The sequence below is a fragment of the Cellulosimicrobium sp. PMB13 genome (assembly GCF_051294865.1).
GTDB lineage: Bacteria > Actinomycetota > Actinomycetes > Actinomycetales > Cellulomonadaceae > Cellulosimicrobium.
Genome location: NZ_CP145910.1, coordinates 2,543,183 through 2,561,788 on the forward strand (window position 1 = coordinate 2,543,183; position 18,606 = coordinate 2,561,788).

An 18,606-nucleotide genomic window follows, 5' to 3' on the forward strand; every position below is an offset into this window, starting at 1 on the left:
CGCGCGGTCTACCATCCGGCCGCTCGTTCCTCGCGGCCTCCCGCCAGGCCCGCCACGACCGCGCGCGCCGTCCCTGCGCCCGGCCTCGTCCTCCGTGTCACCGTCGCGCAGTCGACGTGACGCACAGGCTCCGTCCGACCGGACCGGTCGGACGGAGCCCATGTATCAGGTGCAGTCGAGTGCGGTGAAGGCGGCGTCGGCCGTGGCGGCGCGGCCGTCGGCGGTTGCGGCGGCGCGTGCCGTGCCCGCGTCGACGTGGGCAGCACGCACGGCGAACGCCTGGTAGGCGGACCCGCCGGGCTGGACGCCCGCCACGGTCCGTGAGCCGTACGGCGTCTCGAGCACGACGTCGACGGGCACCGAGTCGTCGTTGGTGGCCCGGACCGCGACGTAGGCCTTGCCTCCCACGCAGCGGGTCTGGCTCGTGGTCGTCACGGCCAGGGCTGCCGGCTCGGTCGCTGCCGCCTCGAGGGGGACGGTCAGCGTCGCCGTCGGCCCGGTGGTGAGCGTCGGGCGACCCGTGCCGAGCACGCTCCACACCTCGAGCCGCACCGTACCGCCGTCGAGGTCGCCGAGCGCCGCCCCGGTCGTCCGGACCTGACGGCCCGCGCTCGTGTAGGTCTCCGGTCCCGGGACCGGGTCGGTGGCGAAGTACGCGTACGTCTCGCTGCGGTCCCACGTGCCGTCGCCCGTGAGGTCGTAGCTCACGCGCGCCTGGACGGCCAGGCCGACCGTCGTCCCGGCGTCGACCGGTAGGGAGAACGCGGTCGACCCGCCGTCGTACGACGCCGTCACGTCCGTGGCGACGAACGTGGCGGGCTCGTGGGGCGTGCCGTCCCTCGTCTCGCCGCCCGCCGACGCGAGCTGGACCGTGCCGGCGGCACCCGGTGATGCGGTGAGCGCGCCGTCGGCGGACACGTGGAGCGTCGACGCGAAGTCGCCCGGGTCGGGATCGGGATCCGGGTCCGGGTCGGGATCCGGGCCGGGACCGCCGACGGCGCCCCCGCCGCTCCACGTGCTCGCGCCCGTGGTCGCCGTGGTGCCGGGCGCGACGTCCAGCGTCGTGCCGTCGGAGAACGTCACGGTGAGGTCCTGCGCGGAGACGTTCGACGCGACGTACGTGCGGGCGCCCTCGCGGACGAACGTCGCGGCGAGCGGGTGGTCCGCCGTGACGACCGTGTCCACGGTGCCGAGGCGGGCGAGGTTCGCGACCCAGTGGAACGTGTGCGCCCGTGACTCGCCCTCCTCGGGCGTCGGGTAGCCGGCGCGGACCTTCGCGAGCGCGGCGTCGGCGTCCCCGAGCGCGAGGAAGCTCCACAGGATGTCCTGCCAGACCGTCGGCGGGCCACCGTTCACCGCCTCGAGGTGGGCGTACAGCTCGCGCACCCGCTCGGGCGCGTAGCCGAGGTACAGGTGCGAGCCGGTGATCGGGAGCGTGTTGATGCCCTGGATCATCTCGGCCTCGGCGCTGAACCACGTCGCGTACGCGCCGCCGTCGCCCCAGACCATGCCCACCGTCTCGTGGTCGAAGCCCTCGGGGAACGTGGTGCCGTCGGCGTCGAGCCAGTACTGCTGGATCGCCGCGGCCTGCGTCGTGTAGAGGTAGACGCCCGCGTCGCGGACCTCGCGGTTCCCCGTCGCCTCGCCCCACTGGACCAGGGCTCCCGCAAAGTTCATGCCCTCCGACGACGACTCCTGGTTGTTGCCCGCCGCGAACGCCCCGTGGCCCGACGCCCAGTCGTGGCCCGCGTAGACGTCGAAGTCGCGCAGGTACGGGAACCGCGTCTCGTCCCGGTCGTAGCCGTTCGCGTCGCGCACGAGCAGGTCCACCATGCCCCCGTACTCCTGCGCCCACTGCGGGTCGAAGCGCGCGAGCGTCGCGGCCGCGGCGACGAAGTAGCCGTAGTGGAAGTGGTGGTCGTTGAGCTCCTTGTCGGAGCCGTACGAGGCGGGGTAGCCGATGAGCGTGCCCCACGCGTCGTCGTACGCGAAGACGCGCGCGGTCTTGCCGGGCGTCGCGGTGAACCAGTCCGTCAGGACGTCCCGCACGGCGTCCAGCGCGGCGTCGCGCTGTCCCGTCCGGCCGAGCTGGTCGGCGATCTCGACGACGCGCGTGGCGCGCCCGAGCGCCTTGCCCGTCCAGTACGTGTCCCCGCCGAGCTGTCCGAGCGGGTCGCCCGCGACCTGGTCGAGGTACGCCTCGAGCTGCGCGCGGTCGGCGCCGGACGACGTCGCGACCGCCGGGATCTCCGGCAGGACGCCGCGGAACACGTCGCGCGTCGTGAACGCGTCGACGCCCGCGAGGACCGTGAGGTCGCCACGCGCCGACGTGTAGGTCGCGTCGAGCGGTGCGGACGACGGCGACGTCCCGGCCAGGTGCGCCGCCTGGTGCGGGTACAGCGCGGCCACCGTGCCGGACGCCGCGGGGGTGCCCGGCCACGGGGTCGTCTCGAGCGCGTACGTCGTCGTGACGCCGGCCGTCGCCTCGTCGTACGCGTAGTCCGCCGTCGTCCCGGTCACGGGCGCGTACGCGGCGGCCGCGTAGACCTCGGCGAGGCCGGCGCGCGCGGAGGGCTCGCCGTCGGGCAGCACGGCGACCGAGAAGAAGCCGTCGCCGCCGAGCGGGGCGGTGAAGGTCGTCCCCGAGCGCGTCCACGACGCCCCGGGCGGGGCGAACGCCACGTAGTCGTGCCCGTTGACGCTCAGGCCGAGGCGCGCGCCGTCGGACAGCCACACCTGGGGCGCGGCGCTCGCGGTGAGCACGGCGTCCCCGCCCGTGGCCTCGAACCAGGCGAAGGGGAGCCCGTGGCCGATCGTCGCGCGCAGGGTGCGGGCGCCGTCGTCCCAGAGGGGCGAGACGGTCCAGTCGGTCCAGTCGTCGACGGCGACGTGCGGCGCCGCGAGGCCCGAGACCCCGGCGCGCAGGTCCTCGACGTACGGGTAGTGGTACTCCGAGACGCCGGCTCCCGAGCCGGAGATCGCCGGCGTGGTCGTGTACGAGATCCCGAGGCCCTGCGGTCCGGGCTGGTACGACGCCGGGTGGGCGTGCAGCGGGGCGCTCCACGCGCAGTCGAGGCGCTTGTAGGCGAGCGACGTCCACCAGTCGTTGGTCGGCAGGGGAGTGCTCGGGGCGTCGTCGGTGACGAACGCGCGGGGGTCGGCCTCGACCGCCGCACAGCCCTCGGGCGTCGGGCCGACGGGGTCGGTCGTGTAGCTGCCGGAGCCGACCGGCACGGTGTCGGCGGCGGCCGTCGTCGCCTGCGTCGCCGTGAGCCCGCCCGCGGCGAGGACGGACGCGAGCAGCGCCGCGGTCAGGCGTCGGTGGGGCCGGCCCGGTCGGGTCGCCGGACGCGGCCGCCCGGCCGGGCCGGTTCCGGTCGGGTCGGTTCCGGTCGGGCCAGGTCCGGTCGGGTCGGGTCCGGTCGGGTCGGGCGGGGTCGTTCGTGCTCTGTCGTGGGCCACGACGTCTCACCTCGGTGGGTCACGCACGGCACCTCGTCGTGCCGCGCTCGTCGTCCGGCGTCGTCGCCGGGCCAGGAGCACTTCCTTGGGAGCGCTCCCACATCCACGGTACGAGCGTGCTGAGCATGCGCAAGCCGAGGAGGGTGGCTGTCGAGCACGGGTGCGAGGGCGAGGGCGGGGGCGTCGCCGACGGCGAGGATGTCGGGTGCGCGAGGCGGGACTCGAACCCGCACGTCCGAGGACACCAGGACCTAAACCTGGCGCGGCTGCCAGTTACGCCACTCGCGCGCGGTGGTCAGTCTACGGCGGCTCGGCGGATGCGCCGGCGATCGGACGATGCACCTGCGGCCGAGAGATGCACTCCCACGTGCATATCCCGGCCGCAGGTGCAGCAGCCGGCTACTTCGGGTCGATGCCCAGGTCGCGGCGCAGCTTCGCGACGTGGCCCGTCGCCTTGACGTTGTACTGCGCGAGCTCGACCTTGCCCTCAGGGTCCACGACGACGGTGGAGCGGATCACGCCGACCACGGTCTTGCCGTAGAGCGACTTCTCGCCCCACGCGCCGTAGGCCTCGAGGACCGTCTTGTCCTCGTCGGACACGAGCGGGAACGTCAGCTGCTCGGCTTGGACGAAGGCCGCGATCTTGTCGACCGGGTCCGGCGAGATGCCGACGACGGAGTAGCCGGCTCCCTGGAGCGACGCGAGGTTGTCGCGGAAGTCGCACGCCTCGGTCGTGCAGCCGGGCGTGCCCGCGGCGGGGTAGAAGTACACGACGACGTGCTTGCCGCGCAGGTCCGACAGCGTCACGGTCGAGCCGTCCGCGGCGGGCAGGCTGAAGTCGGGGGCGGTGTCGCCGACGGCGAGACGCTGGGGCTTGGCGGTCGTGGCTGACATGGATCTCCTTCGGTCCGGGACTCTGGTGTCCTTCCGAGGGTAGGTGACCCGGGTAGCGTTGTGGCTGTGAGCAAGACGACGTCCGCCCCCACCCCTCGCCCTGCCGACCTCCCCGTCCGCATGCTGCACGACCGCCTCCTCGTGGACCCGGAGGTCGACGCGAGCGAGCGGCAGAGCTCCGCGGGCCTCGTCATCCCGGCGACGGCGGTCGGACCGAAGCGTCTGGGGTGGGCCGTCGTCGTGGCGGTGGGCGAGCACGTGCGCCAGGTCGCGGTGGGGGACCGCGTGCTCTTCGACCCGGACGAGCGGGCAGAGGTCGAGCTGGGCGGCAAGGACCTCGTGCTCCTGCGCGAGCGCGACGTGCACGCGGTGTCGCAGGAGGTCGAGGAGGGCGGCTCGACCGGTCTGTACCTCTAGCGGAACCTCTCGGCGGACCAGCCCGGGCCGGCCCGTGTCACCGACGTCACACACCCGTGGCCAGGGACGATTTCCGCCCGCGGTCGGGCTGCTGCTAGTGTTTTCTCTCGCGCGCCATTAGCTCAATTGGCAGAGCAGCTGACTCTTAATCAGCGGGTTCGGGGTTCGAGTCCCTGATGGCGCACCACTCTTCGACACAGGCCGACGCCGGGCTCCCTGGCTGCTGCTCGTGTCCTTCCTCATGCGCCATTAGCTCAATTGGCAGAGCAGCTGACTCTTAATCAGCGGGTTCGGGGTTCGAGTCCCTGATGGCGCACCACCGCGGCAGCCGCCGCTCGCAGGCCGTCCACCCCTGGGTGGGCGGCCTGCGTCGTTCCCGGACGACGGCGTCGTCCTCCGGCTGACGGCGGACCGTTCGCCGGTCGTTCGCCACCCGTTCGTCCGGTCTCGTCCGAGAGTTCACCCCTGCCCGGAAGGGTCCGGTGCGGGTACGGACGCCCCGGACGCCGGTGGCTCGTGCCCCTTCGCCTGTCGACGACGAAAGGACACCCGATGCACGCTCTCGTGCACACGCCCCGGACCCGGAGAAGACGACGCGCGCTCGCCGCCGCGCTCGGTGCGAGCCTCGCGGCGGGGGTGCTCGTGCCCGCGGCCGCCACGGCGGCACCCGGCTCGGCGCCCTCCTCCGCCGCCGGCGCCGCCCGCACGGCACCGGCCGGTCCCGAGGAGCCCAGCGGGACGCCGGTCCTGCACCCCACGACGGGGACCTATCTCGACGGCACGGTGCCCGTCGCGGCCCAGCCGGTGATGGCCGGCGACCCGGTCGCCGAGCTCGCGGTGGACGGCACGCCGCTCGCCGCGACGCCCACGCCCGCGACCGCGCGCCTGCTGTTCGACGTCGGCAGCAACTCGATCGAGCGGCGGTACGGCAACCACGTGCTCGTCAACGGCACCCGCATCGACCTCGACCGCGACATGGTCTCGGAGCGCGTCGCGCTCGACGTCCCGACGGACCTGCTGGTCCAGGGCGTCAACGACGTGCGGTTCGTCGTCGGGACGGTCGAGACGTCGTGCGGCACGAACTACGACGACTACGACGTCACCGAGGTCTCGCTCGAGCTGCTCGGCGAGGCCGCCGACGGCTCGGCGAACAGCTTCTCCTACGCGTTCGGCGACGGGTCGTGCGGCACGAACACCGGTCGTGTCCAGAGCGCCGACCTGACCTTCGACCTCGCGCAGGACCCCGCGGCCACGACGGGCCTCGCCGCCGAGCTCGACACCACGACGCTCGAGAACGGCGCCCACACGCTCACCGCGACGAGCGCCGCCGGCCTCACGGCGACGAGCGCGGTCACCGTGAACAACTCCGCCCCCGGCGCGCCCGCGATCACGCCCGCGGACGGCGCGCTGCTCAACGGCACCCAGACCGTCCTCGCGTCGCCCCCCGAGGGCGGTGACGCGCCCACGGGCATCGCCGTCGACGGCACGGCGCTCGCGACGACCGAGACGCTCGGCGCCGGCTCGTCGGTCTTCGCGTTCACGGTCGGGTCGAACTCGATCGAGGCGCGGTACACCAACCACCTGCTGGTCAACGGCCAGCGCATCGACCTGGTCGACCGCGACTACGTGAGCGAGACGGTGCGCCTCGACGTGCCCAACGCGTACCTGGTGCCCGGACGCAACACGGTCCGGTTCGTCACGGGCACGTTCGCGACGTCGTGCGGTGACAACCGCGACGACTTCGCGATCTCGGGCATCGCGCTCGAGCCGAGCCACGGCACCGCGACGCCCGTCGGCATCGCCCCCTCGTACTCGCTGGGCGACGGCGACTGCGGCACGAGCACCACGAAGCCGCGCGAGGTCGACCTGGTCTTCGACGTCGTCCGCGACGACGACGCCCCGGCGCCCGGCCTGCGCGCCGACCTCGACACCGCGACGCTCACCGACGGGGAGCACACGATCACCTCGGCGACGGCTGCGGGCGCCACGGCGTCCCGCACGGTGACGACCGACAACACCGGTCCGGCGATCGCGTCGAGCACGCCGGTGACGGGTGCGGAGCTCACGACGGCCGCGACGCTCGCCGTCGAGCTGACCGACGCGTCGGGCGTCCTCGACGGCCCGCACGTCACGCTCGACGGCGCGGTCGTCGAGGTGGGCGTGCCCGTGGGCCCCGGTCTCGCGCCGGGTGAGCACGCGCTCGTCGTGACGGCGACGGACGTGCTCGGCAACGAGAGCACGCACGAGATCGCCTTCACGAGCCTCGGGATCCCCGACGTCCCCACGGACCTGACCCCTGCGCACGGGACGACCGGCGTCGAGGGCTCGGTCGAGCTCGGCGCGCGCGTCGCAGTCCCCGGCGGCGGTGACGTCACGGCGAGGTTCTCCCGCGCCGAGACCAGCGCCCCCGTGCTGGCGGCGCAGGGCGAGACGACGTCGGTCCCCACGACGCTGCACGTCGAGGGCGAGCAGCCGGCGTCCGTCGACGCGCTCGTCCCCGGCGACGACGCGACGCTCGACTCCACGAGCCGCGACGTCGCCTACCAGCGGTTCGAGATCCCCGCCGAGGGTGACGCGACCGGGCAGGTCGTGCGCTGGGAGGGCGTGGTCGACCCGCAGCGCCTCGCGACGCTCCACGCGTGGGACGGCACCGCGTGGGCCCCGCTCACGTCCGCGCGCGGTGCGGTCGAGGGCGCGACCGAGCTGAGCGCCGTCCTCGGCGCGGGCCACGCCCACGACGGGACCGTGCACGTGCTCGTCACCGGCACCGACCCGTTCGCCGACGACATCGCCGCGGGCGGCTCGCGCGACGAGACCGACTTCGCCCCGCGCGACTCCTACGACTTCTCGATGGTCCACTTCACGGACACGCAGTACCTCGCGGAGGGCGCCGTCGAGCAGGAGACGGCCGAGGAGCGCGCCGTGTGGGCGAAGACGTACACGGACCTCGTGCAGTGGGTCGTCGACAACGCCGAGGAGCGCAACATCGCGTACGTGGGCCACACGGGCGACATCAACGAGAACTACACCCGGGTCCCGGCCGACGACGCGATGGCGGCGCAGATCCGGGGCGAGTACGAGTTCTCCTCGTCCGCGCAGCGCCTGCTCGACGAGGCCAACATCCCGAACGGCGTGCTCGCGGGGAACCACGACAACCTCACGGGCCAGGACAACGGCCCGGGAGCGCTGTTCAACGAGTTCTACGGCCCCGAGCGCTACGCGGCGCTGTCGCAGGGCTGGGAGGACGCGTCCTACGGCGGCCCGTGGCGCGAGGGCGACAACCAGAACCACTACGACCTCTTCACGGCGGGCGGGCTCGACTTCGTCGCGGTCTACCTGTCGTACGGCGTGACCGACGAGGAGGCGGCGTGGGCCGACGGCGTGCTCGAGCAGTTCGCCGACCGCAACGCGATCGTCCTCACGCACGACTACCTCGTGCCGAGCCCGAACCCCGACGGCCGTGGCTCGGAGATCTCCACGCCGGACGGTCGGCTCGTGCACGCCAAGGTCGTCGAGCCGAACGAGAACGTGTTCCTCGTGCTCGCCGGTCACCGGCACGGCGTCGGCATCAACGTGCGCCAGGACACCGGCTCGGGCAGCGGCGTCGTCGAGCTCCTCGCCGACTACCAGTTCTACGAGGTCACGGCCGAGGAGGCGGGGCTCACGGAGGTCGGCGGCTACACGCCGGACCAGGGTCTGCGGCTCGGCGCGAGCTTCCTGCGCCTGCTGCAGTTCGACGTCGACCGCTCCGAGATGATCGTCGACACGTACTCCCCGTGGCTCTCGAACTTCGGCGCCACCGAGTACGACGACGAGCAGCGCTACGACGGCCGCGAGGACGACTTCACGGTCCCCGTCGACCTCACGAGCCGGACGACGACCCTCTCGACGGACGCGGTGTCGCTGTTCGGCCAGGCCGAGGAGATCGGCTCCACGACCGTGCCGTCGGGCGAGGTCGCGACCGTGACGTGGGACGGGCTCGACGCGGGCACCCGGTACGCGTGGTCCGTCACGGCCACGAGCGTCGGCGGCGGCACCACGGTCTCGCCGGTGCAGTCGTTCACGACGGCGCCCGCGCCGGACGGCCTCGTCGTCTCCACGACGGCGCGGGCCCAGTGCCTCGCCGGGACGGCGTACGTGGCCGTCCGCGCCACGAACGACGACACCGTGCCGGTCGACGTCACGCTCGCGACGCCGTTCGGCTCGCGCACCGTGACCGGCGTCCAGCCCGGTCGCTCGGCGTACCAGGCGTTCGCCGTGCGTTCCGGCTCGGTCGAGGCGGGCACCGTCCAGGTGACGGCGACCGGTGACGGGCGCTCGTTCGCCGCGGACGTGGAGCACGACGCGCTGACCTGCGGCTGACCTGCGCGCGACGTGAGCCTCGGCCCCTGGACCCGCCCGGTCCAGGGGCCGGGGCGCACGCGTACCCTGGTCCGGTGCCTGATCCGATGCTCCCGACCCGCGCCGACGAGACCGGGGCGGTTCCCGCCACGACCGACGGCCCGCGCTACCGGACGCAGCCGGTGTCGTTCGTGCGGCGCAGCGGACGCCTCGGCACGCGCCAGCAGCGTGCGTGGGACGAGCACCGCGAGCGCTACCTCCTCGACGTGCCGCGCGACGTCGCCCGCACGTCGGTCGACCCGTCGTTCGTGCTCGACGCCGCGGCGCTCTTCGGTCGCTCGGCGCGCCTCGTCGTGGAGATCGGCTCCGGCCAGGGCGAGGCCGTCGTGGCCGCGGCCCAGGCGGACCCGGCGACCGACTTCCTCGCGGTCGAGGTCTACACGCCCGGGCTCGCCCAGACGGTCCTGCGCGCGGCGCAGCGCGACCTGACGAACCTGCGGCTCCTGCAGGTGAACGCGGTCGAGGTCCTGGCCTCGACGCTGCCGGAGGGGAGCGTCGACGAGCTGTGGGTGTTCTTCCCCGACCCCTGGCACAAGTCGCGCCACCACAAGCGCCGGCTCGTCACGCCGTCGTTCGCGACGCTCGTCGAGCGCGTGCTGCGCGCGCCCGCGGACGGCGCGCCCGGCGGGACGCTGCGGCTCGCGACGGACTGGGTCGAGTACGCGGAGCAGATGGTCGAGGTGCTCGACGCGGCGCCGGGCCTGCGCAACGCCCACGGCCCGGGCGCCGTCGCGCCGCGGTTCGACGGCCGCGTGCTCACGGGATTCGAGCGCAAGGGCGCTGCCGCCGGGCGCGTCATCACGGACCTGGAGTACGTGCGGCGCTGACCCGGTCGGGACGGGGCCGACACGTCGCGACGAGACCGGCCGCAGGAGGTCCTTGCGGACCAAAGTGATCTACGGCACATTGTGCCAGGGGCGAGAACGTCGCCCCGAGCACGCACCGTCGCGTGGGCGTCGAGCATCCGGCGCGTCACGTCGTCGTGCTCTCCATGAGCCAACGGAGGCGTCATGACCGACGTACCGGCCGCACCCGGACAGGTGCCCGCCGAGGAGACCGACTACCAGCGCGTGCAACGCTCGCCGGAGTTCCAGGACCTGCGCAGACGCTTCCGGAACTTCGTGTTCCCGATGACCGCGCTGTTCCTCGTCTGGTACTTCGTCTACGTGCTGCTCGCGAGCTACGCGCACGACTTCATGAGCACCCGGGTCGCCGGGAACATCACGGTCGGGCTGCTGTTCGGCCTGGGCCAGTTCGTGTCGACGTTCGCGATCACGATGATCTACGCCCGCTGGGCGAACCGACGCTTCGACGCCGCCGCAGACACGCTGCGTCGCGAGATCGAGGAGGACGAGCTGTGAACCCCCACCTCCTGGCCGCCGAGGCCACCGACGTCGGCAACCCCCTCGTCAACGTCGCGATCTTCGCCGTCTTCGTCGCCGTGACGCTCGTGATCGTGCTGCGCGCCTCCCGGCAGAACAAGTCCGCCGCGGACTACTACGCGGGCGGCCGCAACTTCACGGGCCCGCAGAACGGCACCGCCATCGCGGGCGACTACCTGTCCGCGGCGAGCTTCCTCGGTATCTGCGGCGCCATCGCGATCAACGGCTACGACGGGTTCCTGTACTCGATCGGCTTCCTCGTCGCGTGGCTCGTCGCGCTGCTGCTCGTCGCCGAGCTCCTGCGCAACACCGGCAAGTTCACGATGGCCGACGTGCTGTCGTTCCGCCTCAAGCAGCGGCCGGTCCGCATGGCCGCCGCGCTCGCGACGCTCGCGGTCGTGTTCTTCTACCTGCTGGCCCAGATGGCGGGGGCGGGCGGGCTCGTCGCGCTCCTCCTCGGTGTCGAGTCGACCGTCGGCCAGAGCATCGTGGTCGCCGTCGTGGGCGCGCTGATGATCCTCTACGTGCTCGTCGGGGGGATGAAGGGCACCACCTGGGTGCAGATCATCAAGGCGGTGCTCCTCATCGCGGGCGCCGCGGTCATGACCTTCTGGGTGCTCGCCAAGTTCGGGTTCAACCTCTCCGACCTGTTCCAGGGCGCGATCGACATGGCCGGCCCCGGCGGGGAGGCGCTCATCGAGCCGGGCAAGCAGTACGGCGGGAGCAGCACCACGAAGCTCGACTTCCTCTCGCTCGCGCTCGCCCTCGTGCTCGGCACGGCCGGCCTGCCGCACGTCCTCATGCGGTTCTACACCGTGCCGTCCGCGAAGGAGGCGCGTCGTTCCGTCGTCTGGGCGATCTGGCTCATCGGCATCTTCTACCTGTTCACGCTCGTCCTCGGGTACGGCGCGGCCGCGCTCGTCGGGCCGGAGACCATCGCCGCCGCACCAGGGGGTGTGAACTCCGCGGCACCGCTGCTCGCGTTCGCGCTCGGCGGGGAGATCCTGCTCGGGTTCATCTCGGCGGTCGCGTTCGCCACGATCCTCGCGGTCGTCGCGGGCCTGACGATCACCGCCGCGGCGAGCTTCGCGCACGACATCTACGCGAACGTCATCAAGCGCGGCGAGGTCAAGCCCGACGGCGAGGTGCGGGTCGCGCGCATCACGGTCGTCGTCATCGGGATCCTCGCGATCCTCGGCGGCATCTTCGCCCAGGGCCAGAACGTCGCGTTCCTCGTCGCGCTGGCGTTCGCCGTCGCGGCGAGCGCGAACCTGCCGACCATCCTCTACTCGCTCTTCTGGAAGCGGTTCAACACGTCGGGCGCGCTGTGGAGCATGTACGGCGGGCTCATCTCGTGCATCGTCCTCATCGCGTTCTCGCCCGTCGTGTCGGGCAAGGTCGACCCGGTGACCGGCGCGAGCCTGTCGATGATCAAGAACACCGACGTCGACTTCGCGATCTTCCCGCTGAGCAACCCGGGGATCGTCTCCATCCCGCTCGCGTTCCTCCTCGGGATCATCGGGACATACCTCAGCAAGGAGAAGCCGCACCCCGAGAAGTTCGCCGAGATGGAGGTGCGCTCCCTCACCGGCGCGGGCGCCGAGAAGGCGACGGTGCACTGACGCGTCGGTCGGCCACGTGCCGAACCCGGGGTTGCGCGCCGTTCCGTTCCTGGAAGGGCACGCAACCCCGGGTTCGGCGTGTCACGGCGGTGCCGGGGAGCGGATCGACGGCGCTGACGTGAGGATGGACGCATGACGACCGACATCCCCACGACCGCGACGTCGAACCCCGGGACCGCGCCGACCGAGACCTACGACGTCATCGTGATCGGGGGCGGGCCGGTCGGCGAGAACGTCGCGGACCGCGCCGGTCGTACCGGGCTGTCCGTCGCCCTCGTCGAGGCCGAGCTCCTCGGCGGCGAGTGCTCCTACTGGGCGTGCATGCCGTCCAAGACGCTGCTGCGGCCGGGCGCGGTGCGCGCCGAGGCGGCGGGCGTCCCGGGCACCGCCGCGCCGGGGGACCTCGACGTCGCCGCGGTGCTCGCCTGGCGCGACTCGATGGTCTCCGACTGGGACGACGCCGGCCAGGTCGCCTGGGTAGAGGGTGCGGGCATCACGCTCGTGCGCGGGCTCGGCCGCGTCGTGGGGGAGCGGCAGGTCGAGGTCGTGGCGGAGGACCCCGACGCGGACGTCGACGACCTCCCGCGGTCCCGCGTGCTCACCGCCCGGTACGCCGTCGTCGCGGCGACGGGCAGCGTGCCGGTCCTGCCGGACGTGCCCGGTCTCGCCGAGGTGAGCCCCTGGACGAGCCGCGAGGTCACGGCCGTGGACGAGGTGCCGGAGTCACTCGCGATCATCGGCGGCGGCGTCGTCGCGTGCGAGATGGCCTTCGCGCTCACCGACCTCGGCGCGCGCGTGACGGTCCTGTCGCGCGGCGCGCTGCTCGGCCGGACGGAGCCGTTCGCGGGGGAGGCGGTCGCCGCGTCGTTGCGCGCGGCCGGCGTGGACGTACGGCTCGGGGTGGGAGCGAGCTCCGTCGAACCCCTGCCCGACGGCGGGGCGCGCCTGCGGATCGAGGCCACCGGATCCACGGGGGCCGCGGACGCGGCGGACCTGACCCCGGTGGAGGTCGCGCGGGTGCTCGTGGCGACGGGCCGCGCACCGCGGACGCAGGACCTCGGCGTCGACGTCCTGGGCCTGCGGCCGGGGCGGGCGCTCGAGGTCGACGACTCGATGCTCGTCCCCGGCGTCGAGGGCGGCTGGCTGTACGCCGCGGGCGACGTGACGGGACGCGTCGCGACGACGCACCAGGGCAAGTACCAGGGGCGGGTCGCGGGCGACGTGATCGCCGCGCGCTTCGGGGACGCGGCGACGGAGGGAGCCCCGACCGCGGGAGACCCGGCACCGGCCGCGGGCGACGCACCGGCCCCCTGGTCGCGCTATTCGGCGACGGCGGACCACGTCGCGTCCCCCCAGGTCGTGTTCACGCGCCCCGAGGTGGCGGCGGTGGGCCACACCGAGAGCTCCGCGCGCGACGCGGGCCTCGACGTGCGCGTGGTCCGGTACGACCTCGCCAACGTGGCCGGTGCGTCCGTGCGCTCCAGCGACTACGCCGGCACCGCGCAGCTCGTCGTCGACACCGCCCGAGAGGTCGTGGTGGGCGCGACGTTCGTCGGCCCCGACGCGGCCGAGATGCTGCACGCCGCGACGATCGCCGTCGTCGGCGAGGTGCCGTTGCGGCGCCTGTGGCACGCCGTGCCGTCGTACCCCACGGTGAGCGAGGTCTGGCTCCGCTTCCTCGAGGAGTACGGCCTGTGACACGCACGACCTGTGACGGGCTCGTCGGCCCTCCCGGTCTCGCGACCCGGCCGCATCCCCTAGTGTCGACCCCGTGACGACCGAGACCCCCGCCCCCCGCGTCGCGCTCGCGACGTGCTCCGTCCTGCCCGACCTCGACGCCGACGACGCCCCGCTCGTCCGCGCGCTCAGCGCCCGCGGCGTCGACGCCGCCCCCGCGGTCTGGGACGACCCCGACGTCGACTGGGACTCCTTCGACGCCGTCGTCGTGCGCTCCACCTGGGACTACTCCGCGCGTCGGGACGAGTTCGTCGCGTGGGCCGCGCGCGTGCCGCGGATCCTCAACACCGAGCGCGTCCTGCGGTGGAACACCGACAAGGGCTACCTGCGCGGGCTCGAGGAGGCCGGGGTGCCCGTCATCCCGACGCTCTGGCTCGACCCGGCGCGCAACCTCTCGTCGCGCGCGATCCACACGCGGCTCCCCGCCCAGGGCGACTTCGTCATCAAGCCTGTCGTGAGCGCGGGCGCCAAGGACACCGGGCGCTACCAGTCGGGCGAGGCGCACTCGCGCGGCCTCGCGATCCAGCACGCGAAGAACCTCCTGGTCTCCGGCCGCGAGGTCATGGTGCAGCCCTACGTGACGAGCATCGACACCGCGGGGGAGACCGGGCTCGTCTTCGTCGACGGGGAGATCTCGCACGCCGTGCGCAAGAACGCGCTCCTCACCGGGCCGCACCGCCCGACGCGCGGGCTGTACCAGCAGGAGGAGATGAGCCCGTTCACCGCGACCGACGAGCAGGTCGCCGTCGCGCAGAACGCGCTCGCGGTCGCCGCGGCCGCCGTGGCCGACGGCGACGCGTCGTCGTTCCTCTACGCGCGCGTCGACCTCGTCAACGGCAACGACGGCGGGCCGGTCGTCATCGAGCTCGAGCTCACCGAGCCGTCGCTCTTCATGGCGCTCGCGCCGGGCGCGCTCGACCGCTTCGCCGACGCGATCGCGGCGCGCGTCCGCCGCTGAGCATGCGGCCGGGTCGGCTGACGTGGCCGGGTCCGGCGGGGTCGGGGGCCGACGACGACGGGTCTACCATCCGCGTCCCTCGTTCCTCGGGCCGCTCCCGCCAGACCCGCCACGACCCGTCGTCGTCGGCCCCCGCCCCCGCCTCGTCCGTCGGCTCACCACTCGCGCCGCCGCGGTGATCGCCGCCTGTGGCGACTTCACGAAGGTCGGGGCGGGTGACGCGCGAAGGGCGTCAGCGCCGCGCTCCTCAAAGGTGAGCCGACGGACCAGGGTGACGGCGCGGCAGCCCGAGCGCGTGGCCCGCCCCGCCCGTCCCAGGGTGACCACGAGCGTGTGACCCGCGACCCTGCCGGTCGCCCCGGGTGGGCCGGGGCGACCGAGGATGGGATCAGGCGAGGTCGTTCTCCGCGAGCCAGTCGGCGGCGATGTCCTCGGTCGAGCGCTGGTCGACGGTCGACTGGACGTTGAGGTCGATGAGGCCCTCCGGCGTGAGAGCGGCGCTCACCGGGTTGATGACGTCGGCGATCTCGTCGGCGATGTCCGTGCTGACGAGGGGCACGACGTTCGACGCGAGGAACAGGCCTTCGGGGTCCTCGAGCGTGACGAGACCTTCCGTCTGGATGCGCGGGTCGGCGCTGAACACGTTGGCGACGTTGACGGTGCCTGCCACGAGGTCCTGGACCGTCGTGTCGCCGGTCGCGACGAAGGAGACGTCGACGCCGTAGACGTCCTGGAGGCCCTGGGGCCCGTACGGGCGCTGCTCGAGCTCGGCTGGGCCTCCGAGCGTGAGGTCGACGTCGAGGTCCGCGAGGTCGGCGAGGCTCGTCACGTCGTGCTGCGCCGCGAAGTCCTCGGTGACGTTGTACGAGTCCTGGTCGGTCGCGGTGGACTGGTCGAGGACGGTCAGGCCCTCGGGCAGCGCCTCCTGGAGCGCGGCGTAGACGTCCTCGGGCGAGGTCGCCGTCGTCTCGGGGTCGAAGAACTGCAGGAGGTTGCCCGTGTACTCGGGGAAGAGGTGGACCTCGCCGTTCTCGAGCGCAGGCATGTACGCGTCGCGCTGGCCGATGGTGAAGTCCCGCTCGACCTCGAACCCCTCCGCCTCGAGAGCCTGCGCGTAGATCTCGGCGATGATCTCGTTCGAGTAGTAGGCCTGGGAGCCGATGACGATCGTGTCGGATCCGGCGGACCCGCCTGCGTCGCCGGAGGTGCTGGGGTCCTCGTCGAGCGGGTCGGAGCTGCTGCAGGCGCCGAGCGCGAGAGCGGCGGTCGCGGCGCCGGCGAGGAGGGCGAGGGTGCGACGTGAGGTGCGCATGGGTGGAGTCCCTTTCTGAGGTGGGGTCCCGGTGGCGGTCTGGGTCGGGTGCGATCGAGGGAGCGGGAGTCCGGCGGTCAGCCGGGGTTCGGGGCGGTGGCGGTGCGACGGCGTCGTCGTCCGGGGCTCTCCGTGGCGCGCCCGGCGGACACGCCGCGTGGCACGACGAAGCGCTGCAGGAGCGCGAAGACGGCGTCGAGCAGGAGCGCGAGGAGCACGACGAGCAGCGCGGCCCCGAGGATCTGCGCGAAGTCGCGGATCTGGATGCCCTGGATGATGTAGAAGCCGAGGCCCCAGTTGCCGACGTATCCCGCGAGGGTGACGGTCGCGACGACCTGGAGCGTCGCGGAGCGCAGCCCGCCGAGGAGCAGCGGGAGGCCGAGCGGTGCCTCGACCTTGTGCAGCACCTGCCAGGGCGTCATGCCGACCGAGCGCGCGCCGTCGACCACGCGCCGCTCGACCGCCTCGATCCCTGCGTACGCTCCCGCGAGGATCGGCGGGATCGCGAGGAGCACGAACGCCGTGATCGAGGCGGCGATCTTGTGCGTGACGCCGAGGACCAGCACGAGCAGCAGCACGAGCCCGAACGACGGCACCGCGCGGGCCGCCCCGGACAGGGCGACGGCGATCTCGCGCCCCCGACCGGTGTGGCCGATGAGCCAGCCCGCCGGGACCGCGACGACGGCGGCGATCAGCACCGAGACGAACGTGAAGGCGAGGTGCGTGCTGATCGCCTCGGAGAGCGGCAGCGCTCCCTCGGCCCGGTCGGGCGAGAAGATCCAGGCGATCGCCTCGGCGAAGAGGTTCATGCGCGCACCGTCCGGGTCCAGGGGAGCACCAGCCGGCCGAGCAGCACGAGCAGCAGGTCCACCAGCAGCGCGATGACGACCACGGCGACGACGCCGGCGAGGATCTCGGCGACGATCTGCCGCTGGTAGCCGTTCGTGAAGAGGTAGCCGAGGTTGTCGATCCCGATGAGGATGCCGACGGTCGCGAGGGAGATGGTCGACACCGCGGTGACGCGCAGGCCGGCGAGCACGACGGGTCCCGCCAGCGGGAGCTCGACCTGCCAGAACCGGCGCCACGGCCCGTACCCGACGGCGACGGCGGCCTGCCGCACGACCGGGTCCACGGAGTCGAGCGCGTCCGCGACGAAGCGCGTCATGATGGCGACCGCGTAGATGGTCAGCGCCACGATCAGGTTGACCTCGGACAGGAAGCTGATGCCGAGGATCGGGGGGAGGAGCGCGAAGAGCGCGAGCGACGGGATCGTGTAGAGCAGGCCGACGAGCGTGAGCACCAGGCCGCGCGTGAGCCGGAACCGGTACGCAAACCAGCCGGCGGGGATCGACACGATGAGACCGAGCAGGATGGGGACGGCGCTCTGGCGCAGGTGCTCGATCGTGAGGCGTCCGATGAGGTCGAGGTTGTCGGCGACCCAGGTCATGCGCCGTCCTCGACGAGGACCCCCTGGGTGCGGCCGGTCGTGTCCACGAGGACCGTGCCGCGCGCGGTGCGCTTCGTGTGCAGGGCACGGGCTCCCCGCTCGACGCCGATGAAGCTCGCCACGAACTCGGTCGCGGGGTTCTCCAGGATCTCGCTCGGCGAGCCGACCTGGGCCACCTTCGCGCTCTTCTCGAGGATGACGACCTGGTCGCCGAGCAGGAACGCCTCGTCGACGTCGTGCGTGACGAACACGATGGTCTTCTGCAGCTCCTGCTGCAGGCGCAGCGTCTCGGTCTGCAGCTCGGCGCGCACGATCGGGTCGACGGCACCGAACGGCTCGTCCATGAGGAGGATGTTCGGGTCCGCGGCCAGGGCGCGTGCGACGCCGACGCGCTGCTGCTGACCGCCCGAGAGCTGGCTCGGGTACCGCTCCGCGAGCGCTCGGTCCAGGCCGACGGTGTCGAGGAGCTCGAGCGCGCGGTCCCGCGCGACCCGCTTCGGGGTCTTCTCGAGCCGCAGCACGGTCGTCACGTTGTCCATGACCGTGTAGTGCGGCAGGAGCCCCCCGTTCTGCAGGACGTAGCCGATGCCGCGGCGCAGCCGGACCGGGTCCTTGTCGGCGATGGGCTCGCCGTCGATCTCGATGACACCGGCCGTCGGGTCGACCATCCGGTTGATCATGCGCAGGAGCGTGGTCTTGCCGCTGCCCGACGACCCGACAAGCACCGTCGTGCGGTGCGGTGGCACGACGAGGCTGAAGTCGTCCACCGCGGCGGTGCCGTCCGGGTAGGTCTTGCTGACCGAGCGGAATTCGATCACGGGGCGCTTCCTCCGAGCCTCGGTGGTTCCGGCGTCCCAGCCGATCACAGTCGGGCGTCTCGCGCGAGCCGGTCACGGGGCGTGGCGCGGATCGTTACCCGACCGTAGGTCGTGGCAGGGTTCGTCGCCTTCGCACCGGTCCGTCCCGACGCACGG

General features: G+C 73.0%; 13 protein-coding genes and 3 tRNA genes. 9 read left to right on the top strand and 7 right to left on the bottom strand.

The features are described from left to right. Positions 1-165: 165 nt before the first annotated feature. From V5D56_RS11450 to bcp, 3 genes are all read right to left on the bottom strand, one after another. Positions 166-3,462: a glycosyl hydrolase gene (locus tag V5D56_RS11450; RefSeq protein WP_435735470.1), complete on the bottom strand. Its 3,297-nt coding sequence runs from the start codon at positions 3,460-3,462 to the stop codon at positions 166-168. 206 nt (positions 3,463-3,668) lie between these two features. Further along, a tRNA-Leu gene (locus V5D56_RS11455) sits at positions 3,669-3,750 on the bottom strand. 111 nt (positions 3,751-3,861) lie between these two features. Further along, entirely contained in the window at positions 3,862-4,356 is a 495-nt protein-coding gene (gene bcp / locus V5D56_RS11460) for a thioredoxin-dependent thiol peroxidase (protein ID WP_435735471.1), read from the bottom strand. A gap of 120 nt (positions 4,357-4,476) precedes the next feature. On the opposite strand from bcp, the gene V5D56_RS11465 reads away from it, so the two are divergent. The 9 genes from V5D56_RS11465 (at position 4,477) to V5D56_RS11505 (ending at position 14,873) form a co-directional block, all read left to right on the top strand. After that, positions 4,477-4,773 (top strand): GroES family chaperonin, encoded by a 297-nt coding sequence (locus tag V5D56_RS11465; RefSeq protein WP_251153900.1) that lies wholly within the window; start codon positions 4,477-4,479, stop codon positions 4,771-4,773. Between the two features lie 111 nt (positions 4,774-4,884). Continuing rightward, positions 4,885-4,960: transfer RNA gene (locus V5D56_RS11470), tRNA-Lys, on the top strand. A gap of 56 nt (positions 4,961-5,016) precedes the next feature. After that, positions 5,017-5,092: transfer RNA gene (locus tag V5D56_RS11475), tRNA-Lys, on the top strand. 233 nt (positions 5,093-5,325) lie between these two features. Then, the gene (locus tag V5D56_RS11480) at positions 5,326-9,135 is read left to right on the top strand and encodes a hypothetical protein (protein WP_435735472.1); all 3,810 of its coding nucleotides are present in this window, start codon (positions 5,326-5,328) and stop codon (positions 9,133-9,135) included. A gap of 86 nt (positions 9,136-9,221) precedes the next feature. Further along, on the top strand, positions 9,222-10,001 hold the full coding sequence (gene trmB, locus V5D56_RS11485) for a tRNA (guanosine(46)-N7)-methyltransferase TrmB (RefSeq protein WP_435739011.1): 780 nt from the start codon (positions 9,222-9,224) through the stop codon (positions 9,999-10,001). Positions 10,002-10,184: 183 nt separating this feature from the next. Further along, positions 10,185-10,535: a DUF485 domain-containing protein gene (locus tag V5D56_RS11490; RefSeq protein ID WP_435735473.1), complete on the top strand. Its 351-nt coding sequence runs from the start codon at positions 10,185-10,187 to the stop codon at positions 10,533-10,535. Beyond that, entirely contained in the window at positions 10,532-12,178 is a 1,647-nt protein-coding gene (locus V5D56_RS11495; RefSeq protein ID WP_435735474.1) for a solute symporter family protein, read from the top strand. The genes V5D56_RS11490 and V5D56_RS11495 overlap by 4 nt, the downstream gene beginning before the upstream one ends. Before the next feature lie 132 nt (positions 12,179-12,310). Beyond that, entirely contained in the window at positions 12,311-13,876 is a 1,566-nt protein-coding gene (locus V5D56_RS11500) for a dihydrolipoyl dehydrogenase family protein (protein WP_435735475.1), read from the top strand. A 73-nt stretch (positions 13,877-13,949) separates the two neighbouring features. Beyond that, complete coding sequence (locus tag V5D56_RS11505; RefSeq protein WP_435735476.1) at positions 13,950-14,873, top strand: ATP-grasp domain-containing protein; 924 nt, start codon at positions 13,950-13,952, stop codon at positions 14,871-14,873. Between the two features lie 388 nt (positions 14,874-15,261). On the opposite strand, the gene V5D56_RS11510 is transcribed toward V5D56_RS11505, so the two are convergent. The 4 genes from V5D56_RS11510 to V5D56_RS11525 form a co-directional block, all read right to left on the bottom strand. Beyond that, positions 15,262-16,185, bottom strand: coding sequence for an ABC transporter substrate-binding protein (locus V5D56_RS11510; RefSeq protein ID WP_435735477.1), 924 nt, complete (start codon positions 16,183-16,185; stop codon positions 15,262-15,264). 77 nt (positions 16,186-16,262) lie between these two features. Further along, positions 16,263-16,994 carry an ABC transporter permease gene (locus tag V5D56_RS11515; protein ID WP_435735478.1) on the bottom strand — a complete coding sequence of 244 codons (732 nt, stop codon included), beginning with the start codon at positions 16,992-16,994 and terminating at the stop codon, positions 16,263-16,265. Then, positions 16,991-17,632, bottom strand: a complete 642-nt coding sequence (locus V5D56_RS11520) for an ABC transporter permease (RefSeq protein ID WP_435735479.1) — start codon at positions 17,630-17,632, stop codon at positions 16,991-16,993. The genes V5D56_RS11515 and V5D56_RS11520 overlap by 4 nt, the downstream gene beginning before the upstream one ends. After that, a complete protein-coding gene (locus V5D56_RS11525; protein ID WP_435735480.1) occupies positions 17,629-18,450 on the bottom strand; it encodes an ABC transporter ATP-binding protein in 822 nt (273 codons plus the stop codon). Before V5D56_RS11525 ends, V5D56_RS11520 begins: the two co-directional genes overlap by 4 nt. Positions 18,451-18,606 lie beyond the last annotated feature (156 nt).